At 73.3% G+C, this 26,329-nt stretch carries 31 protein-coding genes and 1 pseudogene; 15 read left to right on the top strand and 17 right to left on the bottom strand.

Annotated elements, in window-relative coordinates; translation table 11 throughout:
- Window positions 1-80 precede the first annotated feature (80 nt).
- Both VKK44_RS13450 and VKK44_RS13445 read left to right on the top strand, forming a co-directional pair.
- Complete coding sequence (locus tag VKK44_RS13450) at window positions 81-2,090, top strand: beta-galactosidase (RefSeq protein ID WP_343447285.1); 2,010 nt, start codon at window positions 81-83, stop codon at window positions 2,088-2,090.
- Window positions 2,091-2,256: 166 nt separating this feature from the next.
- Window positions 2,257-2,805 (top strand): GNAT family N-acetyltransferase, encoded by a 549-nt coding sequence (locus VKK44_RS13445; protein ID WP_343447283.1) that lies wholly within the window; start codon window positions 2,257-2,259, stop codon window positions 2,803-2,805.
- 4 nt (window positions 2,806-2,809) lie between these two features.
- Here the strand turns inward: VKK44_RS13445 and VKK44_RS13440 are convergent, their stop codons facing one another.
- A complete protein-coding gene (locus VKK44_RS13440) occupies window positions 2,810-3,199 on the bottom strand; it encodes a YkvA family protein (protein WP_343447282.1) in 390 nt (129 codons plus the stop codon).
- Window positions 3,200-3,314: 115 nt separating this feature from the next.
- On the opposite strand from VKK44_RS13440, the gene VKK44_RS13435 reads away from it, so the two are divergent.
- Window positions 3,315-3,785 carry a DnaJ family domain-containing protein gene (locus VKK44_RS13435; RefSeq protein ID WP_343447281.1) on the top strand — a complete coding sequence of 157 codons (471 nt, stop codon included), beginning with the start codon at window positions 3,315-3,317 and terminating at the stop codon, window positions 3,783-3,785.
- A 28-nt stretch (window positions 3,786-3,813) separates the two neighbouring features.
- On the opposite strand, the gene VKK44_RS13430 is transcribed toward VKK44_RS13435, so the two are convergent.
- Complete coding sequence (locus VKK44_RS13430; RefSeq protein WP_343447280.1) at window positions 3,814-4,428, bottom strand: TetR family transcriptional regulator; 615 nt, start codon at window positions 4,426-4,428, stop codon at window positions 3,814-3,816.
- Window positions 4,429-4,491: 63 nt separating this feature from the next.
- On the opposite strand from VKK44_RS13430, the gene VKK44_RS13425 reads away from it, so the two are divergent.
- Entirely contained in the window at window positions 4,492-5,373 is an 882-nt protein-coding gene (locus VKK44_RS13425; RefSeq protein WP_343447279.1) for an NAD(P)H-binding protein, read from the top strand.
- 31 nt (window positions 5,374-5,404) lie between these two features.
- Here VKK44_RS13425 and VKK44_RS13420 read toward each other — a convergent pair whose 3' ends face one another.
- The 5 genes from VKK44_RS13420 to VKK44_RS13400 form a co-directional block, all read right to left on the bottom strand.
- Entirely contained in the window at window positions 5,405-6,823 is a 1,419-nt protein-coding gene (locus tag VKK44_RS13420; protein WP_343447278.1) for an alpha/beta hydrolase, read from the bottom strand.
- Between the two features lie 95 nt (window positions 6,824-6,918).
- Window positions 6,919-7,083 carry a hypothetical protein gene (locus tag VKK44_RS13415; RefSeq protein ID WP_343447277.1) on the bottom strand — a complete coding sequence of 55 codons (165 nt, stop codon included), beginning with the start codon at window positions 7,081-7,083 and terminating at the stop codon, window positions 6,919-6,921.
- A complete protein-coding gene (locus VKK44_RS13410) occupies window positions 7,080-7,859 on the bottom strand; it encodes a class I SAM-dependent methyltransferase (protein ID WP_343447276.1) in 780 nt (259 codons plus the stop codon). The genes VKK44_RS13415 and VKK44_RS13410 overlap by 4 nt, the downstream gene beginning before the upstream one ends.
- 22 nt (window positions 7,860-7,881) lie before the next feature.
- Window positions 7,882-8,301, bottom strand: a complete 420-nt coding sequence (locus tag VKK44_RS13405) for a nuclear transport factor 2 family protein (RefSeq protein WP_343447275.1) — start codon at window positions 8,299-8,301, stop codon at window positions 7,882-7,884.
- A 402-nt stretch (window positions 8,302-8,703) separates the two neighbouring features.
- Window positions 8,704-9,162, bottom strand: a complete 459-nt coding sequence (locus VKK44_RS13400) for an HNH endonuclease (RefSeq protein WP_343447273.1) — start codon at window positions 9,160-9,162, stop codon at window positions 8,704-8,706.
- A gap of 131 nt (window positions 9,163-9,293) precedes the next feature.
- Here VKK44_RS13400 and VKK44_RS13395 point away from each other — a divergent pair, with 131 nt between their 5' ends.
- Both VKK44_RS13395 and VKK44_RS13390 read left to right on the top strand, forming a co-directional pair.
- On the top strand, window positions 9,294-9,881 hold the full coding sequence (locus tag VKK44_RS13395; RefSeq protein ID WP_343447272.1) for a DUF4158 domain-containing protein: 588 nt from the start codon (window positions 9,294-9,296) through the stop codon (window positions 9,879-9,881).
- Between the two features lie 23 nt (window positions 9,882-9,904).
- Window positions 9,905-10,186 carry a hypothetical protein gene (locus VKK44_RS13390; RefSeq protein WP_343447271.1) on the top strand — a complete coding sequence of 94 codons (282 nt, stop codon included), beginning with the start codon at window positions 9,905-9,907 and terminating at the stop codon, window positions 10,184-10,186.
- Here the strand turns inward: VKK44_RS13390 and VKK44_RS13385 are convergent.
- Window positions 10,162-11,946: a hypothetical protein gene (locus VKK44_RS13385; RefSeq protein WP_343447270.1), complete on the bottom strand. Its 1,785-nt coding sequence runs from the start codon at window positions 11,944-11,946 to the stop codon at window positions 10,162-10,164. The genes VKK44_RS13390 and VKK44_RS13385 overlap by 25 nt on opposite strands.
- A 320-nt stretch (window positions 11,947-12,266) precedes the next feature.
- On the opposite strand from VKK44_RS13385, the gene VKK44_RS13380 reads away from it, so the two are divergent.
- Both VKK44_RS13380 and VKK44_RS13375 read left to right on the top strand, forming a co-directional pair.
- Window positions 12,267-12,878, top strand: a complete 612-nt coding sequence (locus VKK44_RS13380) for a tyrosine-type recombinase/integrase (protein ID WP_343447269.1) — start codon at window positions 12,267-12,269, stop codon at window positions 12,876-12,878.
- Window positions 12,879-12,884: 6 nt separating this feature from the next.
- The gene (locus VKK44_RS13375) at window positions 12,885-13,193 is read left to right on the top strand and encodes a tyrosine-type recombinase/integrase (protein WP_343447764.1); all 309 of its coding nucleotides are present in this window, start codon (window positions 12,885-12,887) and stop codon (window positions 13,191-13,193) included.
- 139 nt (window positions 13,194-13,332) lie between these two features.
- Here the strand turns inward: VKK44_RS13375 and VKK44_RS13370 are convergent, their stop codons facing one another.
- From VKK44_RS13370 to VKK44_RS13360, 3 genes are all read right to left on the bottom strand, one after another.
- On the bottom strand, window positions 13,333-13,641 hold the full coding sequence (locus VKK44_RS13370; protein WP_343447268.1) for a hypothetical protein: 309 nt from the start codon (window positions 13,639-13,641) through the stop codon (window positions 13,333-13,335).
- Window positions 13,642-13,680: 39 nt separating this feature from the next.
- The gene (locus VKK44_RS13365) at window positions 13,681-15,141 is read right to left on the bottom strand and encodes a hypothetical protein (RefSeq protein WP_343447267.1); all 1,461 of its coding nucleotides are present in this window, start codon (window positions 15,139-15,141) and stop codon (window positions 13,681-13,683) included.
- 85 nt (window positions 15,142-15,226) lie between these two features.
- Window positions 15,227-16,045: a TIGR04222 domain-containing membrane protein gene (locus VKK44_RS13360; RefSeq protein WP_343447266.1), complete on the bottom strand. Its 819-nt coding sequence runs from the start codon at window positions 16,043-16,045 to the stop codon at window positions 15,227-15,229.
- An 89-nt stretch (window positions 16,046-16,134) separates the two neighbouring features.
- On the opposite strand from VKK44_RS13360, the gene VKK44_RS13355 reads away from it, so the two are divergent.
- Window positions 16,135-16,623 carry a GNAT family N-acetyltransferase gene (locus VKK44_RS13355; RefSeq protein ID WP_343447264.1) on the top strand — a complete coding sequence of 163 codons (489 nt, stop codon included), beginning with the start codon at window positions 16,135-16,137 and terminating at the stop codon, window positions 16,621-16,623.
- Window positions 16,624-16,688: 65 nt separating this feature from the next.
- Window positions 16,689-17,255, top strand: a complete 567-nt coding sequence (locus VKK44_RS13350; RefSeq protein WP_343447263.1) for a cysteine hydrolase family protein — start codon at window positions 16,689-16,691, stop codon at window positions 17,253-17,255.
- Window positions 17,256-17,321: 66 nt separating this feature from the next.
- Here the strand turns inward: VKK44_RS13350 and VKK44_RS13345 are convergent, their stop codons facing one another.
- The gene (locus tag VKK44_RS13345; RefSeq protein ID WP_343447262.1) at window positions 17,322-18,158 is read right to left on the bottom strand and encodes a hypothetical protein; all 837 of its coding nucleotides are present in this window, start codon (window positions 18,156-18,158) and stop codon (window positions 17,322-17,324) included.
- 39 nt (window positions 18,159-18,197) lie between these two features.
- On the bottom strand, window positions 18,198-18,629 hold the full coding sequence (locus VKK44_RS13340; protein ID WP_343447261.1) for a peptidase inhibitor family I36 protein: 432 nt from the start codon (window positions 18,627-18,629) through the stop codon (window positions 18,198-18,200).
- A 324-nt stretch (window positions 18,630-18,953) separates the two neighbouring features.
- On the opposite strand from VKK44_RS13340, the gene VKK44_RS13335 reads away from it, so the two are divergent.
- Both VKK44_RS13335 and VKK44_RS13330 read left to right on the top strand, forming a co-directional pair.
- Window positions 18,954-19,925 (top strand): helix-turn-helix domain-containing protein, encoded by a 972-nt coding sequence (locus VKK44_RS13335; RefSeq protein ID WP_343447763.1) that lies wholly within the window; start codon window positions 18,954-18,956, stop codon window positions 19,923-19,925.
- A 133-nt stretch (window positions 19,926-20,058) separates the two neighbouring features.
- Window positions 20,059-20,493, top strand: coding sequence for an Hsp20/alpha crystallin family protein (locus tag VKK44_RS13330; RefSeq protein ID WP_343447260.1), 435 nt, complete (start codon window positions 20,059-20,061; stop codon window positions 20,491-20,493).
- Between the two features lie 27 nt (window positions 20,494-20,520).
- On the opposite strand, the gene VKK44_RS13325 is transcribed toward VKK44_RS13330, so the two are convergent.
- On the bottom strand, window positions 20,521-21,537 hold the full coding sequence (locus tag VKK44_RS13325; protein ID WP_343447259.1) for a helix-turn-helix transcriptional regulator: 1,017 nt from the start codon (window positions 21,535-21,537) through the stop codon (window positions 20,521-20,523).
- A gap of 82 nt (window positions 21,538-21,619) precedes the next feature.
- Here VKK44_RS13325 and VKK44_RS13320 point away from each other — a divergent pair, with 82 nt between their 5' ends.
- Together VKK44_RS13320 and VKK44_RS13315 are read left to right on the top strand one after the other, a co-directional pair.
- A complete protein-coding gene (locus tag VKK44_RS13320) occupies window positions 21,620-22,606 on the top strand; it encodes a tyrosine-type recombinase/integrase (RefSeq protein WP_343447258.1) in 987 nt (328 codons plus the stop codon).
- Between the two features lie 29 nt (window positions 22,607-22,635).
- Window positions 22,636-23,464: pseudogene (locus tag VKK44_RS13315) on the top strand (LLM class flavin-dependent oxidoreductase).
- 7 nt (window positions 23,465-23,471) lie between these two features.
- Here VKK44_RS13315 and VKK44_RS13310 read toward each other — a convergent pair.
- Window positions 23,472-23,843, bottom strand: coding sequence for a VOC family protein (locus VKK44_RS13310; RefSeq protein ID WP_343447257.1), 372 nt, complete (start codon window positions 23,841-23,843; stop codon window positions 23,472-23,474).
- A gap of 37 nt (window positions 23,844-23,880) precedes the next feature.
- Entirely contained in the window at window positions 23,881-25,026 is a 1,146-nt protein-coding gene (locus tag VKK44_RS13305; RefSeq protein WP_343447256.1) for an outer membrane protein assembly factor BamB family protein, read from the bottom strand.
- Between the two features lie 99 nt (window positions 25,027-25,125).
- On the opposite strand from VKK44_RS13305, the gene VKK44_RS13300 reads away from it, so the two are divergent.
- Window positions 25,126-25,584 (top strand): Rv0361 family membrane protein, encoded by a 459-nt coding sequence (locus tag VKK44_RS13300; RefSeq protein WP_343447255.1) that lies wholly within the window; start codon window positions 25,126-25,128, stop codon window positions 25,582-25,584.
- A 3-nt stretch (window positions 25,585-25,587) separates the two neighbouring features.
- Here VKK44_RS13300 and VKK44_RS13295 read toward each other — a convergent pair whose 3' ends face one another.
- Complete coding sequence (locus VKK44_RS13295; RefSeq protein ID WP_458351640.1) at window positions 25,588-26,307, bottom strand: thymidine kinase; 720 nt, start codon at window positions 26,305-26,307, stop codon at window positions 25,588-25,590.
- Window positions 26,308-26,329 lie beyond the last annotated feature (22 nt).

Raw genomic sequence — 26,329 nt, 5'->3', positions numbered from 1 at the left:
AAGTTTCTTGGGAACCACAACTAACTGTCAATGATCAGCCGCATTGACTTTCGTCCTCACCTGTTCTTACTTTGACGGGGATGACAACTAAAGCGTTGTGGAGCGACGACCGGCTGAGCTACGGCGGGGACTGGAACCCGGAGCAGTGGCCACCGCGGGTGTGGCGGGAGGACGTCGCCCTGATGCGCGCGGCCGGGGTCAACCTGGTCACGGTCGGCGTGTTCGCCTGGTCCCGCCTGGAGTCCGCCCCCGGCCGGTACACCCTCGACTGGCTCGACGAGGTGCTGGACCTGCTGCACGCCGCCGGCATCCGGGCCGCCCTGGCCACCCCCACCGCGTCCCCGCCACCCTGGTTCACGCTGCGTCACCCGGACGCCCTGCCGGTGACCGCCGACGGCGTACGCCTGCACCACGGCAGCCGGGACACCTACTGCGCCGCCGCGCCCGCCTACCGCGCCGCGGCCCGCCGCGTCGCCGGGACCCTCGCCGCCCGGTACGCCCACCACCCGGCGCTGGCGTTGTGGCGCGTGCACAACGAGTACGGCACCACCTGCCACTGCGCACACGCCGAGACGGCGTTCCGCCGCTGGCTCACCAGCCGGTACGCCGACCTCGACGCGCTCAACGACGCCTGGGTGACCAGCTTCTGGGGCCAGCACTACTCCGACTGGGCGCAGGTCGGCGTGCCCCGCGCCACCCAGTACCTGGCCAACCCCGGCCAACTGCTCGACTTCCGTCGCTTCTGGTCGGACACGCTGCTGTCCGCGTACACCGAGCAGCGGGACCTGCTGCGGACGGCGAACCCGGCGGTGCCGGTCACCACCAACTACGTGCTCGGCGACTGGGTGCCGGTCGACCACGCCCGCTGGGCGCGCGAGGTGGACCTGGTGGCCGTCGACCACTACCCGACCCGCATCGACGGCGGCGCGGAGGAGCAGACCGCGCTCGCCGCCGACCTGGCCCGCGGCTGGGCCCGCCACGGCGCCGGCCGCCCCACGCCGTGGCTGCTGATGGAGAGCGCGCCCAACCAGATCCACACCACCGGGCGGATGCACACCAAGGAGCCGGGCCGGATGACCCGGCACAGCCTCGCGCACGTCGCCCGCGGCTCCACCGGGGCGATGTTCTTCCAGTGGCGCGCGCCGGCCGGCGGCGCCGAACGGTTCCACTCCGCCGTGGTGTCGCACGCCGGCGCGGACACCCGCGTGTTCCGGGAGGCCACCGACCTCGGCGCCACGCTCGGCCGGCTCGCCGGCACCGTGGCGGGGCAGGTGGAGGCGCGCGTGGCGATCGCCCACGACGCGGCCAGCGGCTGGGCGCTGCGCCACCCGGGGATGCCCCGCGACGGCCTCGACCACCCGGCCGAGGTGGCCGCCGCGCACCGGGTGCTGTGGCACGCCGGCGTCACCGCCGACCTGGTGGTGCCCGGTGACCCGCTCGACGGTCACCGGCTGCTCGTGCTGCCCGCGCTCTACCTGGCCTCCGACGCCACCGCCGACTGGGTACACCGGCACGTCCACGCCGGCGGGCACCTGCTGGTCACCTGGCTCAGCGGCGTCGCCGACGAACACGCCCGCGTCCGCCTCGGCGGCTACCCGGGGGCGTACCGGGACCTGCTCGGCGTGCGGGTGGAGGAGTTCCACCCGCTCGCCGACGACGAACGGGTGCCGCTGACCAGCGGCGGGTACGGCCGGATCTGGTCGGAGAGCGTGCACCTGGCCGGGGCGGAGCAGGTCGCCGCGTACATCGGTGGGGTGCTGGACGGTCGCCCGGCGGTCACCCGGCACCGGGTCGGCGCCGCCCGCACCTGGTACGTCTCCACCCGGCCCGACGACGACACGTACCGCCGGCTGCTCGTCGAGGCGGCCCGGCTCGCCGGCGTCACCCCGACCTGCCCGGCCGCGCCGCCCGGCGTCGAGGCGGTACGCCGCCGCGACGGCGACCGACGCTGGCTGTTCCTGCTCAACCACACCGACCGCCCGCAGCGGGTGCCGGCGGCCGGGCACGAGTTGCTCACCGACGAGCCGGTCGACGAGCAGGTGACCGTCGGGCCCGGCGGCGTGGCGGTGCTGCGCGAACCGCAGCCCTGACCGGCGGTCAGGGCGTGGCGACGGCGGCGCGGGGAGCGGTCGTCCGCCCCCGGCGCCGCCAGAGCGATCCCTGCCACCGCACCGAGCGTGACCGCGTCGCCCCTGCCCGGCCCGACGCCGACGGCCGGGCTCGCGGCCGGGCCCCGTGACGCGCGACACTGACCGGATGTCCGTCGTACTGTCCGCCGCCGCCACCCCGACCGCGCCCGGCCTGCTGCTGCGACCGTGGCGCGACGGTGACGCCGGCGCGCTGCTGGAGGCGTACCGGGACCCGGTGCTGCGCGCCTGGACCCGCCTGCCGGTGACCACCCGGTCCGAGGCGCGTGCGTTCCTGCGCCGCAGCCGGCAGGGCTGGGCCGCCGACCGCCGGTTCAGCTTCGCGGTGCTGGAGGACACGCCGGCGGGGGAGCGGCTGGTGGCCTGCGTGGTGCTCAAGGAGGTCCGGCCCGGTCGGCCGGCCGCCGAGGTCGGCTACTGGACCGCGGCCCCGGCCCGCGGCCGGGGCGTCGCGCCCCGGGCCGTCGACGCGGTCACCGGCTGGGCGTTCGCCCGCTTCGCCGCCGCCGGGCTGACCCGCATGGAACTGTTCCACCAGGTCGACAACCCGGCCTCCTGCCGGGTGGCGGAGAAGAGCGGGTACGCGTTCGCCGAGGTGATGCCGGCCCGCCCGCCGTTCCCCCGCGACGGCCACCGGCACGTCCGTCTGCTGCCCTGACCGGTCAACGGCCGCCGAGCAGGCGCAGCAGCAGCCGCGGCTCGCCGGGCCACGCGTCGAGCAGCACCTGCCGGGGCACCTGCCGCCCCGCGTAGCGCAACGCGAGCGCCACCACGACGATGTCGTCAAGCGGACCGATCACCGGCAGGAACTCCGGGATCAGGTCGATCGGGCTGGCCAGCCACACCCCGGCGACGACGATCGCGATCCGGGCCCGGCGCGGCACCCGCGGGTCCCGGCGCAGCCGCCGCACCGTGGTCAGACAGTCGGGCACGAACGCGGCCAGGTCACGCAGCAGGCCGGGCGGCAGCCGCCGGGCCGCCAGCACCAGCACCGCCCAGCTCGCGACCATGCACCCCACCGCCACGACGAGGCCGATCAGCCAGTCCCGCACGCCGCCGCTCCCTTCCGTCGCCGGAACACTACGCGCGCCGGGAACACCTGCGCGCGGTCCGACGCTGACCATGGTCGGGAACCGACGGATACGGTGGCAGCGGGAGGTGACGGCGGTGACGACAGGCTGGGAGGGCGCGGTCGAGGCGCAGATCCGCTCGGCGCAGGAGCGCGGCGAGTTCGACAACCTGCCGGGCGCCGGCAAACCGATCCCGGGTCGCGACCAGCCCTACGACGAGGGCTGGTGGATCCGCAGCTTCATGGAGCGGGAGCAGATCCCGTCCGACCTGATGCTGCCCACCCCGCTGCAACTGCGCCGCCGCGTCGAACAGCTCCCCGCCGAGCTGCGCGACCTGCCCACCGAGGAGGCGGTCCGGTCGTACGTGGCCGCGCTCAACGCCGAGGTGGTGGCCTGGCTGCGCGCCCCGACCGGCCCTCGGGTGGCGGTCCGCCCGGTCAACGTCGACGAGGCGGTACGGCGGTGGCGGGCCGACCGGCAGCGACGTGTCGTGACCGCGACGCCGGTCGAGCCGGCGCCGCCCGCCCCGCCCGCGGCCCGCCGCCGGTGGCGTTGGTGGCGTCGCTGAGGCCGACCGCGGGTCGCCGGAGAGCGGGCTAGGAGTCGCCCGCCGCCCGGCTCAGTTGGGCGAAGGCGCGGTCCGCGTCGACGACCGCCTCGGGGCGGACCTCGCGGGCGGGCCGCCCGTCGGCGATCTTCTGCCAGTTGTTCCGCGCCAGCACGCGCTGCACGGCGATCACCTGGGCGGCCTGCAGCCGGGCCCCGATGCCCGGGCCGAGGGCCGCCGCCAGTGCTTCCTCGTCGTCGAGCAGGTACTGCGTGAGCCGTCCCGCCAGGCTCGGCGTGTTGAACACCAGCCGATGGAATTCCACCACCTGGGGGTGATCGTTGAGGCCGGTCACCGGCTCGAAGCGGTCGAGGCCGGCCCGAAAATGCCGGTGCAGCGCCGTCATCGGCGGGACGTCGGGCCGGCGAGCGCGTACCACGCGTGCGGCCTCACCGTTGTGGTCGGCGAACCGGTGCAGGACCAGGTCCTCCTTGGTCGCGAAGTAGCGGAACAGGGTCGGTTTCGACACCTCGGCCGTCGCCGCGATGTCGGACACCGACACCTGCTCGAACCCGCGCGCCAGGAACAGCGTGATCGCGGCATCGGCGATCGCGCCCCGGGTCTGCGCCTTCTTGCGGGCCCGCAGCCCGTCCGGCTCGCTCACCGCGCCAGGGTAACAAGAGTTACCGGGTTGCGTTTTTAACCGGGTAACGGTTTGATGGTTCCCATGGAACATACCGACGTGGTTCTCGTCACCGGGGCGACCGGCCGGGTCGGGCGCGCCGTGATCGATCAGCTGATCGACGCGGGCGTCCCGGTCCGCGCCCTCGTACGCCGCCCCGAGTCGGCGGCGACGCTGCCCACCACCGTCGAGGTCGTCACCGGTGACCTCACCGTCCCCGAATCGCTCGACACCGCGCTGACCGCCGTCAGCGCCGTCTTCCTGGTCTGGACCGCCCCACCGCGCACCGCGTCCGCTGTCGTCGACCGGCTGGCCGCCCACACGCGACGGGTCGTCTACCTGTCCGCACCACACCGGACCCCGCACCCGTTCTTCCAGCAGCCGAATCCGATGGCGACGCTGCACGCCCGGGTCGAGCAGCTCATCGCGGCGACCGGTGTCGACGCGACGATCGTCCGGCCGGGGATGTTCGCATCGAACGCCCTGCACTGGTGGGCCCCGGCGATCCGTCGCGACGCTGTGGTCCGGTGGCCGTACGGGGCGGCCGAGACGGCCCCCGTCGACGATCGGGACGTCGCCGCGGTCGTCGCGCGGACCCTGTCCGAGAACGGGCACGCCGGCGGTGACTACGTCCTGACCGGCCCCGAGTCGCTCAGTCAGGCCGAGCAGGTCAGCCTCATCGGCGCCGCCCTGGGTCGGCCGATCGCGTTCGAGGACCTGTCGCCCGACGAGTTCCGGCGCGAGGCCCCGGAGGCGGCACGTCCCGCCGTGGACATGCTGCTGGCCGCGTGGCGCGCCACGTCGGGGCGTCCGGCACACGTCACCTCCACGGTGTCACACCTGCTCGGCACGCCGGCGCGGACGTTCCGCCAGTGGGCCGCCGACCACGTCTCCGCGTTCACCGGAGCGCCCGACCCGACGAACTGACCCGCGCCGGCGGCCCTGCTCAGTCGAAAGATCATCTCTGGCGGGGTGCGACGCCGGTTCCTACCGGCATTCCTGGATCTTGTTCACGGGGGCAGCTGGTGCCGCGCGGCGGCACGGTTCGCGAGATGAGGTAGTCGTCGGTGAGCCGTTGGACGCAGGTGCTGAGGCTGTAGGCGCCGTGCCCGGCGCCCTCGTAGGTCACCAGCACGCCGTGCCGGCTCAGCTGGTGCTCGACCGAGCGGGCCCAGCTCCACCCGGTGGCCGGATCATGCCGGGAGTTGAGCAGCAACAGCGGGGTGGCGGTCCGCACCCGCAGGACGTGTTGCGGATTCGTCACCCGCTCCCAGCCGAGGCACATGCTCAGCGCGAATACCTGCGCCGGGTAGTGGGTGTCCGGCGCCGCAACTGCCGCCCGGCGCATCAGGTTCGCATACTGGGCGTAGTCGCGCACCGGGATGGACCAGTCCGCGCAGAACGCCGGGACGACCACGCCGAGACTCGGCACCCGCTGCCCGGGACCACCCGCGTGGACCGCGGCCAGGTAGCTGGCCAGCCTGGGGTACGCGGCGTCCCTCAGCAGCTTGAGGGTGACTGCGACCAGGTCGAACGGGGTGAAGTCCCGCTGCCCGGCGCCGGCCGCGGCGAACAGGCCGTTCCACACGGTCGGTACGTCCTCGTCGTGCAGCGCGCACGTGACGTCGCCGCGGCACCAGGCGGCGAAGTCGTCGAATGCGTCTTCGTACGCCGACGCCTGAGTGGTCAGGAACGCGCCGGTCGTTGCCACGCTGTGGTCGACCACGCTCTCCAGCACCATGGCGCGCACCCGGGCGGGGTAGCGCTCAGCGTACTGCTCACCGAGCAGGGTGCCGTACGAGCTGCCGTGGAAGGTCAGCTGCCGCTCGCCGAGCGCAGCCCGTAGCGCGTCCAGGTCGCGGATGTTGCTCAGCATGTCGGCGTGATCCCAGAGGTCGCCGGTGCGTTGCCGGCAGTCCGCCCACAGCCTGCGGTTGTACGCGAGCATGGCGTCGAAGTCGGCCTGGCTCTTGAGCACCGGGTTGGGTGCCGCCGCGACCAGTGCGTCGTCGCACTGGACCGGATGACTGTCGTGCGAGCCGCGCGGGTCGAAGCTCACGATGTCGAACCGGCTCTGCAGGGTGCTGAACCGGCCGTTGTTGTCGCGGACCCGCTCGACGCCGGAGTCCCACGGGCCACCTGGGCCGAAGACCAACGTTCCGACTCGGCGCACCGGGTCGGTCGCCGGTCGGCGGGCCACCGACAGGCCGATTGTCGGACCGTCCGGATGGGACCAGTCGACCGGGACGGTCAGGGTGGCGCACTCGGCGCCCGGCGTGGTGCCGCAGGCACGCCAGTCGAGGGCTGCGGCGGGCGCCGCAGACACTGGGACGGGCACCATGGCCGCGGCCAGCAACACGGTGAGCAGAGATTCCATGGAATCGATCTTTCAACGCTCGGTTGGCCCGGGTAAATCCGGATAGACCCCGATCGAACCCTGAACTGCGCCCATGAGGGAATTTGCGGTATTCGTCAGCGGGAGGACGGTGTCTCGGTGGGCAGGCTGACGAGGTGCCGGTAGGTGGTGGGCCGGGTGACCCGCGCGTACCGGCCGGCGGCCGGCGGCAGCACGGCGCTCCTCGCGGCGGCGGCCCGGACGTCCGCGCCGGTCATCCCGGACTCGGGGGAGGGCGTCACCGTCGCCGTACCCGCAGCACGCAGGTGCGCATCGGGAGCGTGAGCTCGCCGTGCGCGGTCTCCGGCCGGCTGGCCAGGAACGCCCGGATGCGGTCGAGCGTGGCGTGCCGCTCCGACGCCGGCATCACCAGCAGGCCCGCCCGGGTGGCGAGCGTCGCCGCCAGGGAGTCGGCGGTGCGGCGCTGCCCGTGCGGGAACGCGGCCTGCTCGGGCACGTCGAACCGGGCCGGCGCGCCGTTGCCGGGCAGGTGCATCCGCGCCGTCTCGGCCCGCCAGCCGGCCGGGGTGTCGCGTGGGCCGACGACCGCGCTGCCGCCGACCTCGGCCAGGCCGGCGACCCAGTCGACCTCGTCGTCCAGCACGTTCCACAGGCCGGCTAGGACGCCGCCGGGTGCGAGGACCCGGGCGATCTCCGGGCCGGCGAGCGCCATGTCGAACCGGTGCATGGCGTTGCCGGCCAGCACCGCGTCGACGGACGCGTCCGGCAGCGGGACCGCCTCGGCGCTGCCGGGCAGCGCGCGAACGCCCGGCAGCGCGCGGCGCAGCTCGGCCAGCATCGCCGGGTCCGGTTCGACGGCGGTGACGTCGGCGCCGACCGCGCCCAGCGTGGCGGTCAGTTTGCCGGTGCCGGCGCCGAGGTCCAGCACCCGGCGGCCGGGGGCGGGCTCGATCGCCCACCGCACTGCGGCCTGCGCGTAGTCCGGGCGGTGCTCGGCGTACGCGGTCGCCGCCGCGCCGAACGACGAGGAGTGCCGGCGCCGGTCGTCCTGGTCCACGCGGGTGCTCCTGTCGTCCGGCTCAACGCCCGTCGGTGGCGCCGGCGAGCGCCGCCATCAGGGGCAGGGGATTGACGTAGTCGCGGTACGACACGATCAGACCGGCCCGGACCCGGAACACCGCGATCACGGTCTGCGTGAACGGCGCGCCGGTCGCGACCACGGTGCCGTGGGCCTCGTACTCGACGATGACCACCTCGGGATCGGTGGTCTCGTGCCGCACCAGGTCGCGGTGCTCGTGGACCGTGATCAGGGAGCCGGCCGTCCCGGTCAGGTGCCGGCGGATCGCCGGGCGCCCCTGCACCCGCCCGGGCACGCCCGCCGGCCGGAACGGCCACTCGAGGTATCCGTCCGGGGCCATCAGGCCCACGAACGTCTCGACGTCCTGCTCGCGGCCGGCGCGCAGGACCCGCTCGACGACCTCGCGTGACGGTGGTGCCATTCCGGCCTCCTGAGTGGATCCGTCGGGATCTCACCACCGTAGGCGAATCCCCGGCGCACCGGCGCCCGCCCGGCGCAGCCACTTATTGGATTACCGGTAATGACATTACGAAAATTAGGTGGCCCAAATGGGGGCAAACCGTCGAGACACCATAATGACAGTTCTTGTGCGTAATGATTCAAGCTGGTGTGACCGCCCGCGTACCGCGCGGCGCGGGTCGACAGGAGGCCACGGTGCGCGGCATCGACAAGGTCGCCTGGAGCCGGCTGGGGCACGGCGCGATCCTCACGAGCAGATCGCCTGGCTCCCCCACGCCGACCGGCACCGCGTCGCCCCGGTCGACCAGATTCCTTCGATCACCTGCACCGCGCCGAGCAGCTCCGCTGAGGACCGGATCGCCGTTCAGGGTCGATAACCGGCCCTGGCGGCGGCCACCTCGGCGGCGCGGCGCTCGCGCCACCGCCGCTGGGCGTCGCTGTTGCAGTGCCGGCACACCTTCCGGAACCGCCCGGTGCCGGGGTCGACCTCCCGCTCGTGCCCGTTGCGGCACGTCGGCTGCTGCCGCCGCTCGCGGCGGTTGTCGCCACGGCCGAGCTGACGCAGGTGGGTCGGCTCGATGCAGTCGAGCACGCCGCAGTCGTGGCGCACCTCCAGACCCGGCCGGTACCCGCCGACGAAGACCGCGTACGCGGCGACGTGCGCCCACGCCCGGCCGGCCACCTTCTGGTGCACCCCGCGTCGGCTGCCGTAACCGCGCACGACCAGGCAGCCGCCGGGCTGGCGGGTCGACCGCGCCAACAGGTAGGCCCGCAGGGACTCCTGCGTGAAGTGTCGGGACAGCCCGGTCACCTGGGACAGCATCCGGCGAGCATAGGCCGGCGGCATCGACCACCGCGCGGACCTTCCAGGCCCCGGACTCCCGAAGCTGCGGCGAGCCCCAAAGTAGCCGATCATCCGAGTTCGTGGATGGGTGGCGGGTCGTTGGTCGATGCATGCGCCGTGACTGGGATCCCGAGGATCTGATCGCGTACTGGACGTTGCTGGATTCGGACTGGGAGTTGGTGGCCAACAAGACCGGGGTGACCCGGCTGGGGTTCGTCGCTTTGCTGAAGTTCTTCGAGATCGAAGGCCGATTCCCGCAGTACGCGGCCGAGGTACCGGAACCGGCGGTGAGCTACCTGGCCGAGCAGGTCAAGGTCGATCCGCAACTGTTCGCCGACTACAGGTGGTCCGGGCGGACGATCGAAAGTCACCGGGCACAGATTCGTGCTGCCCTGGGGTTCCGGGAGTGTTCCGAGGCCGACCAACAGAAGCTGACCGAGTGGCTGGCCCGGGATGTGTGCGCCAGCGAGCAGTTGCGGGATGCGGTGCTGGCGCAGTGCCGGGTGCTGCACCTGGAGCCGCCGTCGTTCGGGCAGATCTCGCGGCTGGCCGGGTCGGCGCTGACCTGTTCGAGAAACGGTTCTGCACCACGATCGAGCAGCGGTTGGACGCAGTCGAGGCCGGCGGCCGTCTGGAGTCGCTGTACCGGCCGTCGCCGGACGCGGCCGGTGGCGGGGAGACGTTCCTGTCGGAGTTGAAGGCCGACCCGGGGCCGCTGGGGGTGGATACATTCCTTGCCGAGGTCGGCAAGCTGCGCCGGGTCCGGGCGCTGGGCCTGCCGGTGGCGTTGTTCGAGGGCTGGTCGGAACGCCTCGCCGACGAGTGGCGGCACCGGGCTGCCCGTAGCTACCCCTCAGATCTGGAGGAGTCGAACCGGGACGTGCGGCTGACGCTGCTGGCCCCGTTGCGCCACCGGCGGACGACGGAGATCACCGATGGGTTGGTGGATCTGTTGGTTCAGCTGGTCGACAAGATCGGCTACCAGCGGTTTGGCTTCCGGTAGGCAAGGCCGAGCTTTTCGGCCGTGTCCTTGCTGCCACCGATCATCTCTGCGGTGGACTTCGGATCGACGTTCTTCATCGACTCGATGATCTCGGTGGCCAGCAGGTCCGGGTCTTGACCATAAACATCGACCACGAGGCCGAACTGTATGGACGGATCGCTGAACGAGTTGGTGCGGGCTGGGTGGTTGAACGTCAGGCGTGCGAGGTCGTACTCCTTTAACCAGGCTGTGCACCAGCCGGGGGCGCAGTCCCACCGGTTCAAGATCGTCGGATCAGCGCGGAGGCGATCGGCGACCCGCCGGGCCAAGGTTCTGGCCGGCCATTCCCAGGTATGGTCCTGCTCGGCTCGGATGATCTCCCGGTCGTATTGTGTCGCGTCGAACCGCATTTCCGGTGGCGGGTCGCCTGGCGTGGAGGAGCGCCAGTCCTTCCAGATCACCTCGGGCCCGTCACGCACGATCGTGACGTACAGCCCACCGCAGCAGCCCTCGGTGCAGTACGCCTCGGCGAGCCGGACCTCTTTGGGTTCGGTCGTAGCTCTGAGTCGCCCGCTGTAGATCAGCCGTTCTGGTTCCTCGGCGGGGCCTTTGTCGAAGATGGTCGCGACGATCGGCATTCCGGCGATGATGATCCGAGCCTCGATTTGCGGGAATCCGGCTGGACTCGGGTCGGGAACCACGACACGGATGGCGAATCGTTGCTCGGGGACGCCGTTGCGGGCCGTCTGGTCGATGATCCAGGCGGCGCGTCTGGCCTCGATCGGATCGTCGGCACCCGCGCTTCGGTTCAGCATGTCGGTCCACGGTGCGGAGGTCAGAACGTCGTTGATCTGGTCGATGAGGCCTTGGCGGATACCGCAGGCTACTGGTGCTGCCGGGCCGGTGCGCAGGTCCTCGGCGATCATGGTCAGCAGAGCTGCCCGTTCCAGCGTGGCCGGTCTCGTGCCGGCGAGGGCGACCCACCGCTGATAGGCAACAGCGGCCTGGTCGTACCGGTTGATCTCATACCGGTAGTTGCGGGTGCTGGTCATCGCGAGCAGCAGATTTCCCGCCTGATCCCACGTGCGGTCGTCCACGACCGGGCGGCCGAGTGTCTCCGCCAGTGAGTACCTTTCGGCGATCTGCCGCGCGAGGTCGCTGGACAGCAGGTCTCGTGGCGTCGACAGCACCCATTGACGTACCGCCGGGTCGGGATGTCCGGCCAACGCGGCCGCGGCGACGGTCCGGGAGTGGTTCCGTGATCGTTCGGCGAGCCAGATGAGGTCTTGCGCAGCGGTGGGGATCTTCGCCAGTGCCTCGATGGCCGGCCGTTCCGCGAAGCGCAGCAGCCCAATGGTCCTGATCGAGTCGGCGTCACTCTGCTCCGCGTTGCCGTCGAACAGCCCCAGCCCGAGCAGGACTGCCCGCCGGTCCGTGCCGTTCATGACGAGCCACCGGGCCGTCTGCAGAAGCCGCGGCGAGACCTCGGGAGCGAGTTCTTGCAGTGCTCGAGTCACGGCCCTGGCGCCGAACGCCAGATGGGTGCATTGCTCGTGCAGGTCCTGGGGCGACAGCGCCGGGTTGCTGATGAACACCCGCAGCACGGTCAGCAAGGCCTGTTTACGTTCGGAGCTCGGAGTATTCGGATGGTCGCCATTGTCCGGAAGAGGCTGCCCTCCGTCAGGCAGTGGCCCCCGCGGCGTCAGCAGATGCAGTCGCCGTGCATGCTCAAACAACGACACCGGGTGGTCGAGCGCACTACGCTCGTCGGTCGCGCTCACTGGACGGGGAAAGACTCGATTCTCTTCGTCATGCCCGCAACAGTACCGGTCCGATGATATTGGCGGCGACGGACTTTCTTCTCCAACGTCGCGATGAACGGTCAGATGTGACCCCAGCCCAGTCATCACCATTTGCCCGAGGAAGCTTCCAACCAGCCCACGAGCCGTTGCGTGATAACTTCGGTTATCAGGCAACACCGGGACCGAGCCCGGCACCCGACTCGCGATCTCCCCTGGTCGGCGCCGGTGAGGGCCGACCGCCGGGCTCGCGCCGATGCCGGTTCGATTCCCGGTTATCAGGCAACCTGGAGAATCACGGCATGGACGAGGCGATCCGCGAGCAACTCGGCACCGGGCACCCCCTCGCCGCGGCGCTCGACGCGTTCCTCGGCGACCTGGCCAACGGCAACGCCTCCGCGCACACCATCCGCGCCTACCGCGGCGACCTCCTCCAGTTCGCCGCGCACCACGACGCCGGGCCCGGCGAACTGACCGTCGCCCCGGTGCGCGCCTTCCTCGCCGAGACCGCCGGCCTCGCGCCGGCCACCCGCAAACCCAAACGCGCCGCGGTCGCCTCGTTCTGCCGCTGGGCGGTCCGCCACGACCTGCTCGACGCGAACCCGATGGACCGCATCGACACCGTCAAAGTCCCCAAGCGGCTGCCCCGCCCCGCGGCCGCCGCCGACGTCGCCAAGGTCCTCGCCGCCATCTGCCCCCGCCGCCCGCGCAAGGACCTCCCGGACGACCGGCTGCGCGACCGGGTGCTGTTCGAAACCATCTACGTGTGCGGGGCCGGGGCCGGCGAGGTCTGCGGCCTCTACGTCGAGGACCTCGACCTGCGCCTGGACGACGAACACGTACGCATCCACGGCAAGGGCGGCACCGTACGCACCGTGCTGCTCGACGACCGCGGCTACGTCGCCCTGCTCTAGCTCTACCTGCAGCGCACCGGCTACACGGCCGGGCCGCTGTTCCGCGCCTCCATCAACGGCTCCGGCGGGCCGCTGTCCTACGATGCCGCCCAGCACCGGTGGACCCGCTACTGCACGGCCGCCGGCGTCGACATCCACCAGCTACGCCACTCCCACGCCACCGAACTGATCAACGCCGGAGTCTCCATCGAAGCCGTACGCCGCAGGCTCGGGCACGCCTCCACCGAGACCACCCAGCTGTACGCCCTGCTCGACGACAAGGTCGCCGACGACGAAATCCGCGCCGCCCGGCGCCGTACTCGGGCACGAGGCTGACCCGCACGGTCTGCGGGTCGGCGACCCCCATCCCAACTTCCGGTCAAGATCGCCTACCTTGCGGCTCGCCGCAGCTTCGGGAGTTCCGGGCCTTCCACGGCCGCCGCCGGATCGGCGGCGGCCCGCCAGCCGTACGCGGTCAGCGCTGCGTACGGTCGTCGATCTCGGTGCCGGACTCGCCGGGTCGGGCGCCGATCGCCTCCTCGGCGGCGCGCCCACCGGTGCTCTCGTCGCCCTGCCGCAGCGAGCTACGCGGCAGCCCGGCCAGGTGCGCCGGGTCCTCGACCGGCTGGTCCGGCCAGTCGTCCGAGGTGCCGTCGGCCAGGCCGGCCCGGCGCAACACCTCGACCAGGTCGTCGTGCGACAGGCGCTCGGCCTCGGGAATCCCGGCCCCGCGCGCCATGGACCGCAGCGTCTTCAGGTCTTCGCTCGCGAATGTCTCGGCCATGCCGGAGCCTTCCCGCCGCTGCGGACAAGGAAACCCGCCTCAGGCGCGGGCCCCGCCGAGACCGAGGAGCACGGCCAGGCCGAGCGCGCTGCGCGGCGCGTACGGGATCCGCCACAGCCCGCCGTGCGCCGCCGCGTACGCTTCGTCCCGCCACGGGTGCTCCTGCGTCGGACCGCCGCCGGTGCGCAGGTCGTGCACGAGCAGCGCGGCCATCAGCGTGTTGCTGGTGGCCGGCTCGAACACCTCGACGCCGAAGCGGTGCGCGCCGGCGTACGCGGCGGCGAGCGCGCGGTTGCGCAGCACGGACCGGGTGCGGGTGGGCGGCGCGACGGTGAACGACACCGTCGCGCCGGCGTCGCGGGCCACCGCCGCGCGCCAGCGTTGCAGCCGCTTGGCCAGGGCGTAGTTGGGGCCCTGCTGGGGGACCAGGCTGTCGTTGACGCCCGGGTCGGCGCCGGGCGGGTAGTTGCGGCGCAGCAGCCGGCCGCCGGAGATCAAGCGCAGGGACCGGCGGGCCGGGCCGCGCGCGGCGTACCCGCGTCCGGCGTGGTCGACCGCGTCGCCGGGCACCGCGTACACGTCGGTGGGGGTGGCCAGGAACGCCAGCGCCGCGTCCGGGCGTTGCCGGGTCAGCTCGACGGTGAGCGCGTCGACGGCGGTGGCCACCCGGACGTTGGTGGCGCCGTCGGCGTAGACGTAGTTGCCGAGCACGAGCCGGCCGTCGACGCCGGCCAGCCAGCGGGCGGCCTGCGGCAGACGGTGCAGCAGGTCCGCGCCGGCGGCGGCGCTCAGCGCGGCGTCGTCGTCGCCGGTGCCGGCCGGCACCGGCAGGTGCAGGCGGCCACCGTGGCGGCGCGCGGTGCGCAGCACCCGGCGCCAGATCTCCGGGCGGGGCAGGTCGAGCGCGACCACGTCGCCGCCCCAGCGCAGCACCGACGGCAGCGGGCCCATCTCGGCGCCCGCGCCGAGCACCACGACCCGCTGGTCGCGCAGGTCCAGCCAGTCGGGGTTGGCCAGCACCGCGCCGACCGCCTCGGCGCAGCTCGGCTCGACCACACCCGCGGCCACCCAGGCGTCGAGGCGGCGGCGCAGGTCGTCGCCGCGCAGGCGTTGCCCCCGGTACGGCAGGGACAGTTCCCGTTCCACCGGCCCGACGCCGGTCACCGTGGCGGTGCGCAGCGGCGGTTGCGGGTCGGTCGAGGTGACCGCCGCGTCGAGCGGGACGTCGGGGCCGCCGCCGGGCGGCGCGTACCGCATGCGGGTGTGCAGCGCGGTCAGGCCGTCGCGGGCGACGGTGAGCGCGGCGGCGCGCGAGAGCAGGCCGGCCTCGACCAGTCGGCGGAAGTGGGTGAGGTAGCCGCGCCGCCAGTCGGTCTCGTGCTCGGCGGAGCGGGCGCCGACCGGGTCGACCGCGCGTAGCGCGTCGGCGACCACGGCGCGGCCCAGCGCGGTCGTGCTGCGCCGGCCGTCGCCGGTCGCGGGGAACACCACCCCGTCCACGGCTCACCTCCCTGCCCTGCGGTCGTGGGGTCACTCTGCCGCATCGGCGGCGGCGGCGCCCGTCGAGGGTCCGTCGCGGAGCCGGTCAGCGGCGGGCGGGGCGGCGTTCCGGTCGGGGGCGACCACGCTCCGGATCGACGCCGACCTGGACCGCGAAGGCCGGGTCGACGGCGAGCAGCGGTCGCGGGCCGAACAGCGCCATGGCGGTCAGCAACGCGTCGGTGTCCCGGCCCTGCCAGGTGGGACGGCGTTCGGGGTCGAGGTCGGCGTGTTCGTGGCGCAGCCGGCGCAGCAGGCGGCGCGCGGCGGCGCCGGTCTCCGGCACCTCGGTCAGCCACCACCCGCCCAGCGCGGTGGCCAGGCAGCAGAGCAGCAGCCCGGCGACCGAGGCGGGGCCGCCGGCGGCGCGGCCCTCGACCGCGCTGTCCACCAGCCGGGTCACGCCGACGGCGGCGACCAGGAACAGCGGCAGCGTGCCCAGGGCGACCCGCCGGCGCTGGGCGCGGGTGAGCAGCCAGCCGTCGCGGACCAGCCGGCCGACCATCCGGCGCAGCGCCCGCCCGACGTCGGGGTCGGCCAGGACGGCGGCCCAGGTCTGCGGGCGGCGCAGCGCGGTGTGCAGGGCGCGGACCAGGGTCGGCGGCCGGGCCGGCGGCGGACCCTCCGCGTGCAGGGTGGCGAGTTCGCCGACGGTCACCCCGCCGGTGCGGCGCAACGCGGCCACGCCCACCTGGCAGGCCAGCAGCGCCCGGTCGGTGAGGTACGCCAGCTCGACCCGGTCGGGTGTCTCACCCCGGGCCCGGCGGCCGGTCAGCTCCCGCACCGCCAGGGCGAGTGCGACGGCCACGGCGACCGCGCCCAGGTAGTCGAGGAGGAAGACCGGTCCGCTGACACCCCAGAGCATGGCGACAAGTATGGCCGTACGGTGATCCGGGGCGGGGGCCGGTGGAAACGGGTGGCCGGGTGCGACGCCGCCGGGCTAGCGTGCCGGCCGTGCGCATCCGTGACCATGTCGACGCCGACTGGGGCCAGGTCTGGCCGATCGTCGAGGGCGTCATCACCGCCGGGGACACTTTTCCCTACGACCCGGGCTGGTCGGCCGAGGTGGCACGGGAGGTGTGGGTGGAACGGCCGCCGGGGCGTACCTCGGTGGCGGTGGACCCCGACGGCGTCGTGCTGGGCACCGCCAAGATGGGCGCCAACCGGCCCGGCCCGGGCGCGCACGTGGCGACCGCGAGCTTCATGGTGGCCGCCGGCGCCCGGGGTCGCGGTGTGGGCCGGGCGCTGTGCGAGGACGCGCTGGACTGGGCCCGCCGGCAGGGTTTCGCCGCGATGCAGTTCAACGCCGTGGTGGAGACCAACACCGCGGCGGTGCGGCTCTACCGGCGGCTCGGGTTCACCGTGGTCGGCACCGTGCCGGAGTCGTTCGCCCATCCCACCCTGGGCCGGGTGGGCCTGCACCTCATGCACCGGTTCCTGTGACCGCCGAAAGTGTCGGGGGTGGTCGTTAAGTTGGCGGGGATCGCCGTCGTCGAAGGAGCCCCGCCATGACCACGCTCACCGACCGTCCACGCACCGCGCTGCTCGTCATCGACGTGCAGAACGGCGTGGTGCGCGGCGCCCACGACCGGGACCGGGTGGTCGCCAACATCGCCACCCTGGTCGACCGCGCCCGCGCGGCGGGTGTCCCGGTCGTCTGGGTGCAGCATCGCAGCGAGGAGTTGCCCACCGGCAGTGAGCAGTGGCGGATCGTGCCGGAGCTGGTGCGCCGCGACGACGAACCGCTGGTGCACAAGGCCTACGGCGACTCGTTCGAGGCCACCGACCTGGAGCAGGTGCTCGCCGCCGGGGGTGTCGGGCGGCTCGTCGTGACCGGCGCGCAGACCGACGCCTGTGTCCGTTCCACGCTGCACGGCGCGTTCACCCGCGGCTACGACACCACGCTGGTCGCCGACGCCCACACCACCGAGGACCTTTCCGCCTACGGCGCGCCCCCACCGGCGCAGGTGATCGCGCACACCAACCTCTACTGGAGCTTCCAGCGCGCTCCGGGCCGCCGCGCCGGCACGATCGACGCCGCCGACGTCGACTTCGCCGCCGGCGTACCGGCCTGACCGTCAGCGGCCCGCCGAGGCACCCGGGTGCGGCCGAGGAAAATGGCCTGGCCGGCACGGTGGCCGTCATGGATGACCCGCGGTGCGGGTATCGGCGATGATCTGCTCGGCCGTGGCGAGCGCATCTTCTATCTGTCGACGTTGCAGGCGCAGCTCCGAATGGTGTTGCCGAACGATGGATTCCTGCGCTCGTGCCTCCGCCGTGGCCAGCTTCGACACCAGACCTAGTTCGGTCTTGCAACGTACGTCGAGCATCGCGATGCGGCGGCTCTCCTCGGTCTCGGTCGGAAGTGCACCGTCCGGTGCCCAGATCCGGTCCGGGGCGTCGTGGGTCGTCACCCCGTGGCCCGCCAGGCACTGCCGCCACGATCCGATCAGCGTGCGCCCGTCGGCCGAGGAGATGGTCTCGCGATAGGTCTGCATGGCAAAGTGCTGCGACTGCAACGCCGGTAGCCGAAGGTCGCGCATGGGTGCCGACTTCGCACACGCGACGTAGCGACGCCGTTCGGCCTCGCTGAACGGGCGGGCGTTCTGCTCGGCGAGTTGCTGCTGTTCCGGGCCTGACGGTGGCCCGGCATAACCGTACCGGGCCGCTTCCGCCTCGACCCACAATCCATAGCGCAGGTTGGACCGTTGCGCGCTGGCGCGATTGTCGATCGCGGCGAACGTGTGTCCCGCCTGGGCCATGCACCGGGACAGAAGCACATTGATCGCGTAGTCGATGGTGCGCTGTTCGACCGTGGACACGTCGAACCGGTCCAATGGCAGAACGATCCGGCCATTGGTCGGGTCGACCTGTGCCGACAGGTCCGCGAGGGTCGGTGGGGCGGTGTCCTCGGGGCGGGCGGGACCTTGCTGCGGGGAGCAGCCGTTGAGGAGGAGCGCGAGCGTGACCAGCGTCATGCTGATCACACTCGCGCGCCTGACGAATGATGCCATTTCTCAGCAGAAAAGGTGGCTGCTGATGCGGTCCTGCCAGTTCTGCCCGCTCGAGCTGCCGGTGCCACCACCGTTGGCCAGATACGGGTCACGGAAGTTCGCCCCGTCGAGTTCCCGGTTGAACAGGATGAAGCTTCCCGACTGGTTGACGCCGTCGTAGAGGCGTACGGAACAGGAGGTGCCCTCGTTCTTGACCGAGTTGGCTCCGTTGTCGATGCGGGCCGTACACGGACTCGCCCACCGGATCGTGGCGTAGTCGTCGACCTTGGTGGTGGACATACCCCTGAAGCAGCCGGAGTAGTCGTCCTCACCCCACAGGCACACGCTGGTGGAGCCACACTGGCTCTCGGTCGCGTAGGCGGGTGCCTCGAACGCGATCGCGGTGCCCCCCAGGAGGGCGACGATCACCAGAATGCGACTCAGAACTCGTTTCACGATTGTTCCTCTCACTCAGAGCTAGCGGTGGCGTCGAATATCGGAGTCAAATTTCTTGCTCGACCTCCTCGTCGCACTCTCGTCGAATTGCCGACAGGTGTCCCGTACGGGTGCCGGGAAATCGCCGGTCAGTGCCAAGGTGCGCCGGACAGGACAAAAGTCTGCTGACGGCGAAGCGAGCGGGTCAAGCCATTGACAGCTTCTCGGACAGTCCGGCGCTGTCCGAGCACGCCGAGACTCTGTCCGGGTTTCTGTCCGACGCCTGTCCGGCGCCCCGGACAGGATGATCAATAGTGCTTGCTCGATGAGCAGCGGATCGTGAGAATGGTCGACATGGTCCGACGAGGAGCACCGAGGCCGCAGAATGCCAACGACGCCATCGAATTCGTCGCGCTGTTGCGTGAACTCAAGGAGTGGTCAGGGCTGACCTATCGGAAACTGGAACGGCTCGCGTCCCAGCGGGGCGATGTGCTCCCGCGCAGCACGTTGTCCGATGTGCTGAGCGGGCGGGCGACGCCCCGCCCCGAACTCCTCGTCGCGTTCGTCCGCGCGTGTGGTGACGGTGATCGGGTCGAGGAGTGGCTCCGGGTGTGGAGTCAACTCGCCGAGCAGGGACCGGCCGCCGCCGTCGACCCGGCCGAGCCGCCCGATGAGATGGTCGAGCGGGCCAGTCCGGCGGCCACGTCCAGAAGGAGGTTCGGCGTCCCGGCGCTCGTGCCCTCGGCCATCGCCGCCGTGGCCCTGGTCACCGCCGGCGCGTGGGGGCTTACCGACGACGACGAACCGCCCGGGAACCGAGGGGCCGTCGGGGGCCCGGCGTCGACGCCCACCGGTGCCGTGCCCGTACCGCCGAACGGTTGGGTGCGCATCCGCCCGGTCAGCGCCCCGCACCTCTGCCTGACCGACGGCCGCGTGCAGGATCGGCGGTACGTCCCGCTGGTGGCCGTGCAACGGCGGTGCGACGCGGTCGCCCCGCAGGACACCATGCTGGAATCGATGGGTGGCGACCTCTACCGAATCCAGTGGCACCATCCCGACTACGGGAAGGGCTGCCTGAAGGCCCTGAGCGACGGACCCGGCGTCGGTCTGCTGGAGCCGATTGACGATTGTCTCCAGGACAGTCGATTCCACCTCGAACCATCCGCACCGTACGGAAGCAACCGGTACGTGCTGCGGGTGGACGGCCAGGGCTGTGTGGGCATCAGGGAATCGGACGCCTCTGAGGGTGCCGAGGCGGTCATGGAACGCTGCGTGGGAAGGGGCGGACAGGTCTTCTTCATCGAGGCGGCGTCGTAACCGAGGTCGGGTCCGGGCAAGGCTGGTCCGGAAGTTGACGACGCGCCAGCGTTGCGCTAAGACAGGAGTCAGAGGTTGAGTCATACCGACTCAACTTGAGATCCCGGGTCAGGAGAACCGAGGAGGCTGAGCCATGTTGATGCGTACCGACCCGTTCCGTGAGATCGACCGGATGGCCGAGCAGTTCTTCGGCACCACCGCCCGACCGGCGGTCATGCACCTCGACGCCTACCGCGACGGCGACCACTTCTACGCCGCCTTCGACCTGCCGGGCGTCGACCCGGACAGCATCGACTGCACGGTCGAGCGCAACGTGCTGACCGTCCGCGCCGAGCGGCGCCGGCCCACCGGCGACAACGTCGAGCTGGTCGCCGCCGAGCGGCCGATGGGCACGTTCACCCGGCGGCTGTTCCTGGGCGACACGCTGGACACCGACCGGCTGGAGGCCGGCTACGACAACGGCGTGCTGACGCTGCGCATCCCGGTCGCCGAGCGCGCCAAGCCGCGCCGGATCGTGGTCACCACCCCCGCCGAGGGCAACGGCCACCGGCAGCTCACCACCGCCTGACGCGCCTGCCGCCGCGGCGAGACGCCGTCACGACGACGCGGGGGACGCCGGAGCGCCGGACGCCCCCGCGTCGGCCGGATAGAGCCGGGCCAGCGCGCCCGCGGTCGCGGTGAACCGGTCCCGCAGCTCCGCCGGGGCCAGCACCTCCACCTCGGCGCCGAGCTTGAGCAACTCGGCGTGGGCGTGCCGCGCCGACTCGATCGGCACGGTGGTCTCCCGCCAGCCGTCCGGGCCGGGTTCGCCGGCCGCCGCGCGGGCCGCCCGCGCCATCTCCGGCGGAAAGACGTAGGGCATGAACTCCAACGCGGCGGTGGTGAGCCGGATGCGCGCCTCGCCGCGGTAGACGTCGCGCTCGTACCGGGCGCTCCACTCCCGCCAGTAGGCGGCCAGGTCGAACCCGTCCGGGCGCTGGTGCCGCTCGTCGGTGACCACCGCGTCGAGCACCGCGCCGACCCGGTAGGTGCGCACCTGCTCCTCGCACCGGGCCACCAGGTACCAGCGGCCGGCCTTGAGCACCACGCCGAGCGGGGCGACCAGCCGGGTCACCTCCCGCGGGGCGCGCCAACGCCGGTAGCGCAGCCGTACCATCCGGTCCGCCCACACCGCGCCGGCCAGCGTGGCCAGGTGCGGGGTGGGTTCCGGGTGCCGGAACCAGCCGGGCGCGTCCAGGTGGAACCGGTCCCGGAGCCGGCCGCTGCGGTCGGCGAGTTCCTCGGGCAACGCGGCGCGCACCTTCAGCTCGGCCGCGGCCACCGTCGTCGCCAGGCCCAGCTCGGCGGCGGGCCCGGGCAGGCCGGCGAGGAACAGCGCCTCGGCCTCCGGCCCGGTCAACCCGGTGAGCCGGGTGCGGTAGCCCGCCAGCAGCCGGTAGCCGCCGGCCGGGCCGCGGTCGGCGTACACCGGGACGCCGGCGGCGCCGAGCGACTCGACGTCGCGGTAGACGGTCCGCACCGACACCTCCAGGGCGTCGGCGAGTTCCTGGGCGGTCATCCGCCCCCGGGCCTGCAACAGCAGCAACAGGGAGACCAGCCGACTGGCGCGCACCGGACGACGGTAACCCGCGCCGCGCATCCGGTCGCGGCGCGCCTCGTCGCGAAACACGCCGCCGACTGAGAGCCTTTCTCACATGCTGCGTCCCGAGGTCCTGCCCCGCGCCCGTGTCGCCCTGTCCGGCGCTCCGGCCGACTTCACCGAGGCGTGGCTGCGCAACCGGCGGCTGTCCGAGCACACCCGCGACGCGTACCGGCGGGACGTCACCGGCTGGCTGCGCTGGTGCGCCGAGCGGGGCCTGGAACCGCTGCGGGTCACCTTCCTCGACGTCAACGCGTACGGCCGGGACCTGGAGTCCACCCCGCGCGGGCGCGACGGCCGCCCGCTGACCCCGGCCACCGTGGCACGCCGGTTGTCCGCGCTGTCGAGCTGGTACGACTTCCTGGTCAAGCTGGGTGCGGTCCCGGCCAACCCGGTCGCCGCGGCCGACCGGCCCCGGGTCGACCGGGACCACTCCGCGACGATCGGCCTCAGCCCGGACGAGGTCGACGCGCTGCTCGCCGCCGCCGAGGCCGACACCGGCCCGACCGCCGCCCGCAACCGGGCCACCCTCGCCCTGCTGGCCGATCTGGGGCTGCGGGTCGGCGAGCTGGTCTCCCTGGACCTGGCCGACCTGGGCGCGGAGCGCGGTCACCGCAGCGTCCGCTTCGTCGGCAAGGGCGGCAAGGTACGCCGTCGCGCGCTCACCCCGGGCACCGCGTACGCGCTGGACGCCTACCTGGCGGAGCGGGCCGCCGCCCAGGGCGTCACGGTGCCGCAGCTGACCGGCCCGTTGCTGGTCACCGCCACCGGGGGCCGGCTGGACCGGCACGCCGTGTTCCGGCTGGTGCGTCGCCTGGCGCAGACCGCCGGGATCGCCGCCTGGGCGCGGTTGTCGCCGCACTCGCTGCGGCACGCGTTCGCCACCACGGCCCGCTCGGAGGGGGTGCCGCTGGAGGACGTGCAGGACGCGATGGGCCACGCCGACCCGCGGACCACCCGTCGCTACGACCGGGACCGGCACAACCTGGACCGCGACCCGGCGTACGCGATCTGGGCCGCCCGCGCCCGCCGTCGCGGCTGAGCGTCGCACCCGCGCCGTAGGGTGCCGGCATGCGACACGGGTTGGAGATCTCCTGCGGCGGCGCCTCGGTGACGGTCGCCGATCTGGTCGCGCTCGGCGAGTTGGCCGAGCGGTCCGGCTGGGACGGCGTGTTCCTGGAGGACTACCTCATCCACCACGCCGGTGACGACCCGCCGACCTGGGATCCCTGGCTGGTGCTGGCGGCGGTGGCCGGGCGCACCGAGCGGGTCCGGCTGGGCACCACGGTGACCGCGCTGCCCCGGCGTCGCCCGGCGAAGCTGGCCCGGGAGGTGCTCACCCTCGACCACCTGTCCTGCGGTCGGGGTCGGCGATCCGGCCGACCGGGGGCTGGCCGCGTTCGGCGAGCCGACCGACGTGCGGACCCGCGCCGCGATGCTCGACGAGGGCCTGGACCTGCTGGTCGCGCTGCTCGGCGGGGAGCGGGTCACCCATCGGGGCGTGCACTACCGTGCCGAGGGCGTGGCGCTGCGACCGGCGCCGGTGCAGTCGCCCCGGGTGCCGGTCTGGGTCGGCGGCAGCACCCAGGCCAAGGCGGTGCTGCGGCGCGCGGCCCGGGCCGACGGGATCGTGCCCTACAAGTTGACCGACACCGACGGCTGGTCCGACTTCACCGCCGACGAGGTGGCCGCCCTGGTCGCCGCGCTGCCGGCGACCCGCGCCGACGGTGAGCCGTTCGACGTGGCGGTCGGCGGCCGGCGGCGGCGCGCGGACGAGCGCGCCGAGCGCGCCTACCTGGCCGACCTGGCGGCGGCGGGCGCCACCTGGTGGCTGGAGTACGTGCCTGCCGGTGACCCGGCCGCGATGCGGGCCGCGGTCGCCCGCGGCCCGCTGCGCTGAGCCGGTCTCACTCCTGGCGGCGGGGGCAGAGGCAGAACGGCTGCCCGATCGGGTCGAGCAGCACGGTCCAGCTCTCGCCGCCCGGCTGGTGCTCCGGTCGGGTCGCGCCGGCCGCCAGCAGGTCCCGCTCCGCGACCGTCACGTCGTCGACGGTCAGGTCCAGGTGGTAGCGCTTGGCGCCGGTCCGGTCCGGCCAGGCCGGCGGCGTGTAGCCGGGCACCAGACCGAACCCGATCGACGTGCCGCCGGAGGTGATCATGGCGTACTCGGCCTCGCTGTGGCTGATCTCCCAGCCGAGGGCGTGGCCGTAGAACGCCGCGTGGGCGGCCGGGTCGGAACTGTCGAGGTTGACCATCGCGAGGTCGGCGTGCGTCGTCATGCCCGGGGAGTCTGCCGCCGGTACCTGTCATCTGCTGTCAGGTACCGGTGACGGGTCGCACGGTCAGCCGGCCGTCCGGGCCCCGGCAGGCCAGCGCGTCGGCGGCCAGGTGGCAGTCGCGGGTGCCGGCGGGCAGCGTCCCGCCCGGGTGTGGGCCGTCGCGGCCGACGGCGACGGCCAGGGTGCGACCGTCGCCGCCCGGGCGCAGCAGCACCTGCCGCGTCGGGTCGGGATCGCCGGGCACCGGCTGCCAGCCGGCCCCACCCGGCCACCGCCACGCCGGCGTGCCGGTGGCCGGGTCGAGCGCGCGCCGGTCCGTCACCCCGGCCAGGCAGAGCACCTGGGGACAGCCGGGCGCGGGCGCCTCCCCGACCGGCAGCAGCCGCCGCCAGCGCGGGGTGAGCGCCGGCAGGTCGTAGCCGGTGAGCGCGGTCCCGCCCGGCGCCGGGTGCCGCAGCACCAGGTGCCCGCCGACGACGAGGGGATTGTCCGGGGCGTACCCGGCCGGTGGCAGGCGGGTCTCGGCGACGGCCGCGCCGTGGCCAACGTCGTGCACCCGGGTCAGCCCGCTGTCGTGGACCACGACGATGCGCCCGGGCGCCGTGACGAGCACCGCCGTCGACGGCACCGGCACCGACCAGCGGTCCGCGCCGGTGGCCGGGTCGACGCCGCGTACCGCGCCCTGGACGCGCTGGCCGGGGTCGGCGACGCTGCGCACCTCGGTCACCGCGACCGCGGCGGCGCCGGCCGGCTGGACGCGGTCGGGGCGACGCCAGCGCCGCTGCCCGGTGTCGGCCGCGTACGCCGTCGTGCCGGTCACCTGGCGGGCGTCGTCGCGCTCGGTGACCAGCACCAGGCCGGCGACGGACGCGGCGGCCCACGCCCCGGCGGGCGCCGGGGCCCGCCACCGCGCCCGGCCGTCCGGACCGTACGCGGTCAGCGTCGACGGATCCGCGACCAGGAACAGCTCGCCGGCGGCCAGCAGGACGGCGCCGGCCGGCAGGACCGGACCGGTGACCGCTGCGGATCGGCCGGGCGGGGCGGCGGCGCCCAGCAGCAGGCATCCGGCGGCCAGCACCGGCGCGGCCCACCGGCGGCGTCGCCGGGGCCGGGCCGGCGGTGCGGGTGGTGGCCGGTCCAGTTCGATGGTCACCGGGTGGTCGGGCTGCCCGTCACGCGTCATCCACGGCTCCTCCCGGGGCGTGCGCCGACGGTAGACGATCCGCCGCCGGGCGGCGCAACCGGCTGCGCTCCGGGCACCGGTTGCCTACCGTCGGTGGTGATGGGCGGGCAGCAGTTGTGGCACCGACCGGCCCGGCGTCGCCGGCCGGTGCGCGCCGGCGTGCTGGTCGCCGGTCTCGGGCTGGGCACCTGCCTGATCGGGGTGGCCGGGCTGGCGGCGTGGAACGCGCAGGTGGTGCTCCAGGCCGACGGGCCGGTGCGGGAGACCGCGGACGGGTTCTTCCGGGACGTCGCCGCCGGCGACACCGACCGGGCGTACGGGCGGCTGTGCGCCGAGGCGCGTACCCGGTGGAGTCAGGCCGGGTTCGGCAGTTGGGTGCGGACCCCGCCGTTGGTCAGCGGCTACGAGATCGTCGACGTGTCGGTGTCGACCCGAGCGGGGCGGCCACGCGGCACGGTGGTGGTGCGGTTGAACCGGGACGGCGGCGGCAGCGAGGAGCGGGAACTGCCGGTGGTGCCGGAGGACGGCGGCTGGCGGGTGTGCGGGGACCCGTTCTGAGCCTCAGGCGCGCGGCCCGAGGTCCCCGGAGCGGTAGTGGCGCCGGCACAGCACCTGGTAGCGCACGTCGGCGGTGTCCACGGTGTCGCCGATGACGACCTGGGCGCCCTCGCGGACCACCCGGCCCTGCACCACCCGGGCGTTGAGCAGCCCTTCCCGGCCGCACCAGCACAGCACCTCGACCTGGATGCGGGCCACCTCGTCGGCCAGTTCGAACAGCCGTTGCGCGGCCGGGAACAGGCAGGAGCGGAAGTCGGTGGCCAGGCCGAAGGCATAGACGTCGACGTCGAACTTGTCGACCAGCTCGGCCATCTGCTCGACGTGGGCCAGGTCGTAGAAGGACGCCTCGTCGCAGATCAGGTAGTCCACGCGTACCCCTTCGGCCCACGCGTCGCGGACCAGGTCCCGCAGGTCGAGGCCGTCGGTGACCTCGATGGCCTCGTGGGCCAGGCCGATGCGCGTGGTGACCTGCGGGCCCAGCGAGCGGTCGATGCGGGTGGTGACCAGGCCGCGGCGGCCCTGCCGGGCGTGGTTGTAGTTCATCTGCAACGCCATGGTGGACTTGCCGCAGTCCATCGGCCCCCAGAAGAACTTCAACGCGGCGGCGTGCAGCGGCCGGCCGTCGACGCCGCGGGCGGCGGCGCAGCCGCCGGCACGGTCGTCGCCGGGCCCCGGCAGGGGGCGGGCCAGGCAGGTCGGGGCGGCAGCGGCGTCGTCGGTCACGTCGGGGCAGCCTAGCCGATCG

Origin of the sequence: Micromonospora sp. DSM 45708, assembly GCF_039566955.1 — a bacterium.
Classification (GTDB): domain Bacteria; phylum Actinomycetota; class Actinomycetes; order Mycobacteriales; family Micromonosporaceae; genus Micromonospora.
The sequence above is the reverse complement of the archived record's forward strand: the minus strand, read 5'-3'. Positions and strand labels throughout refer to the sequence as shown.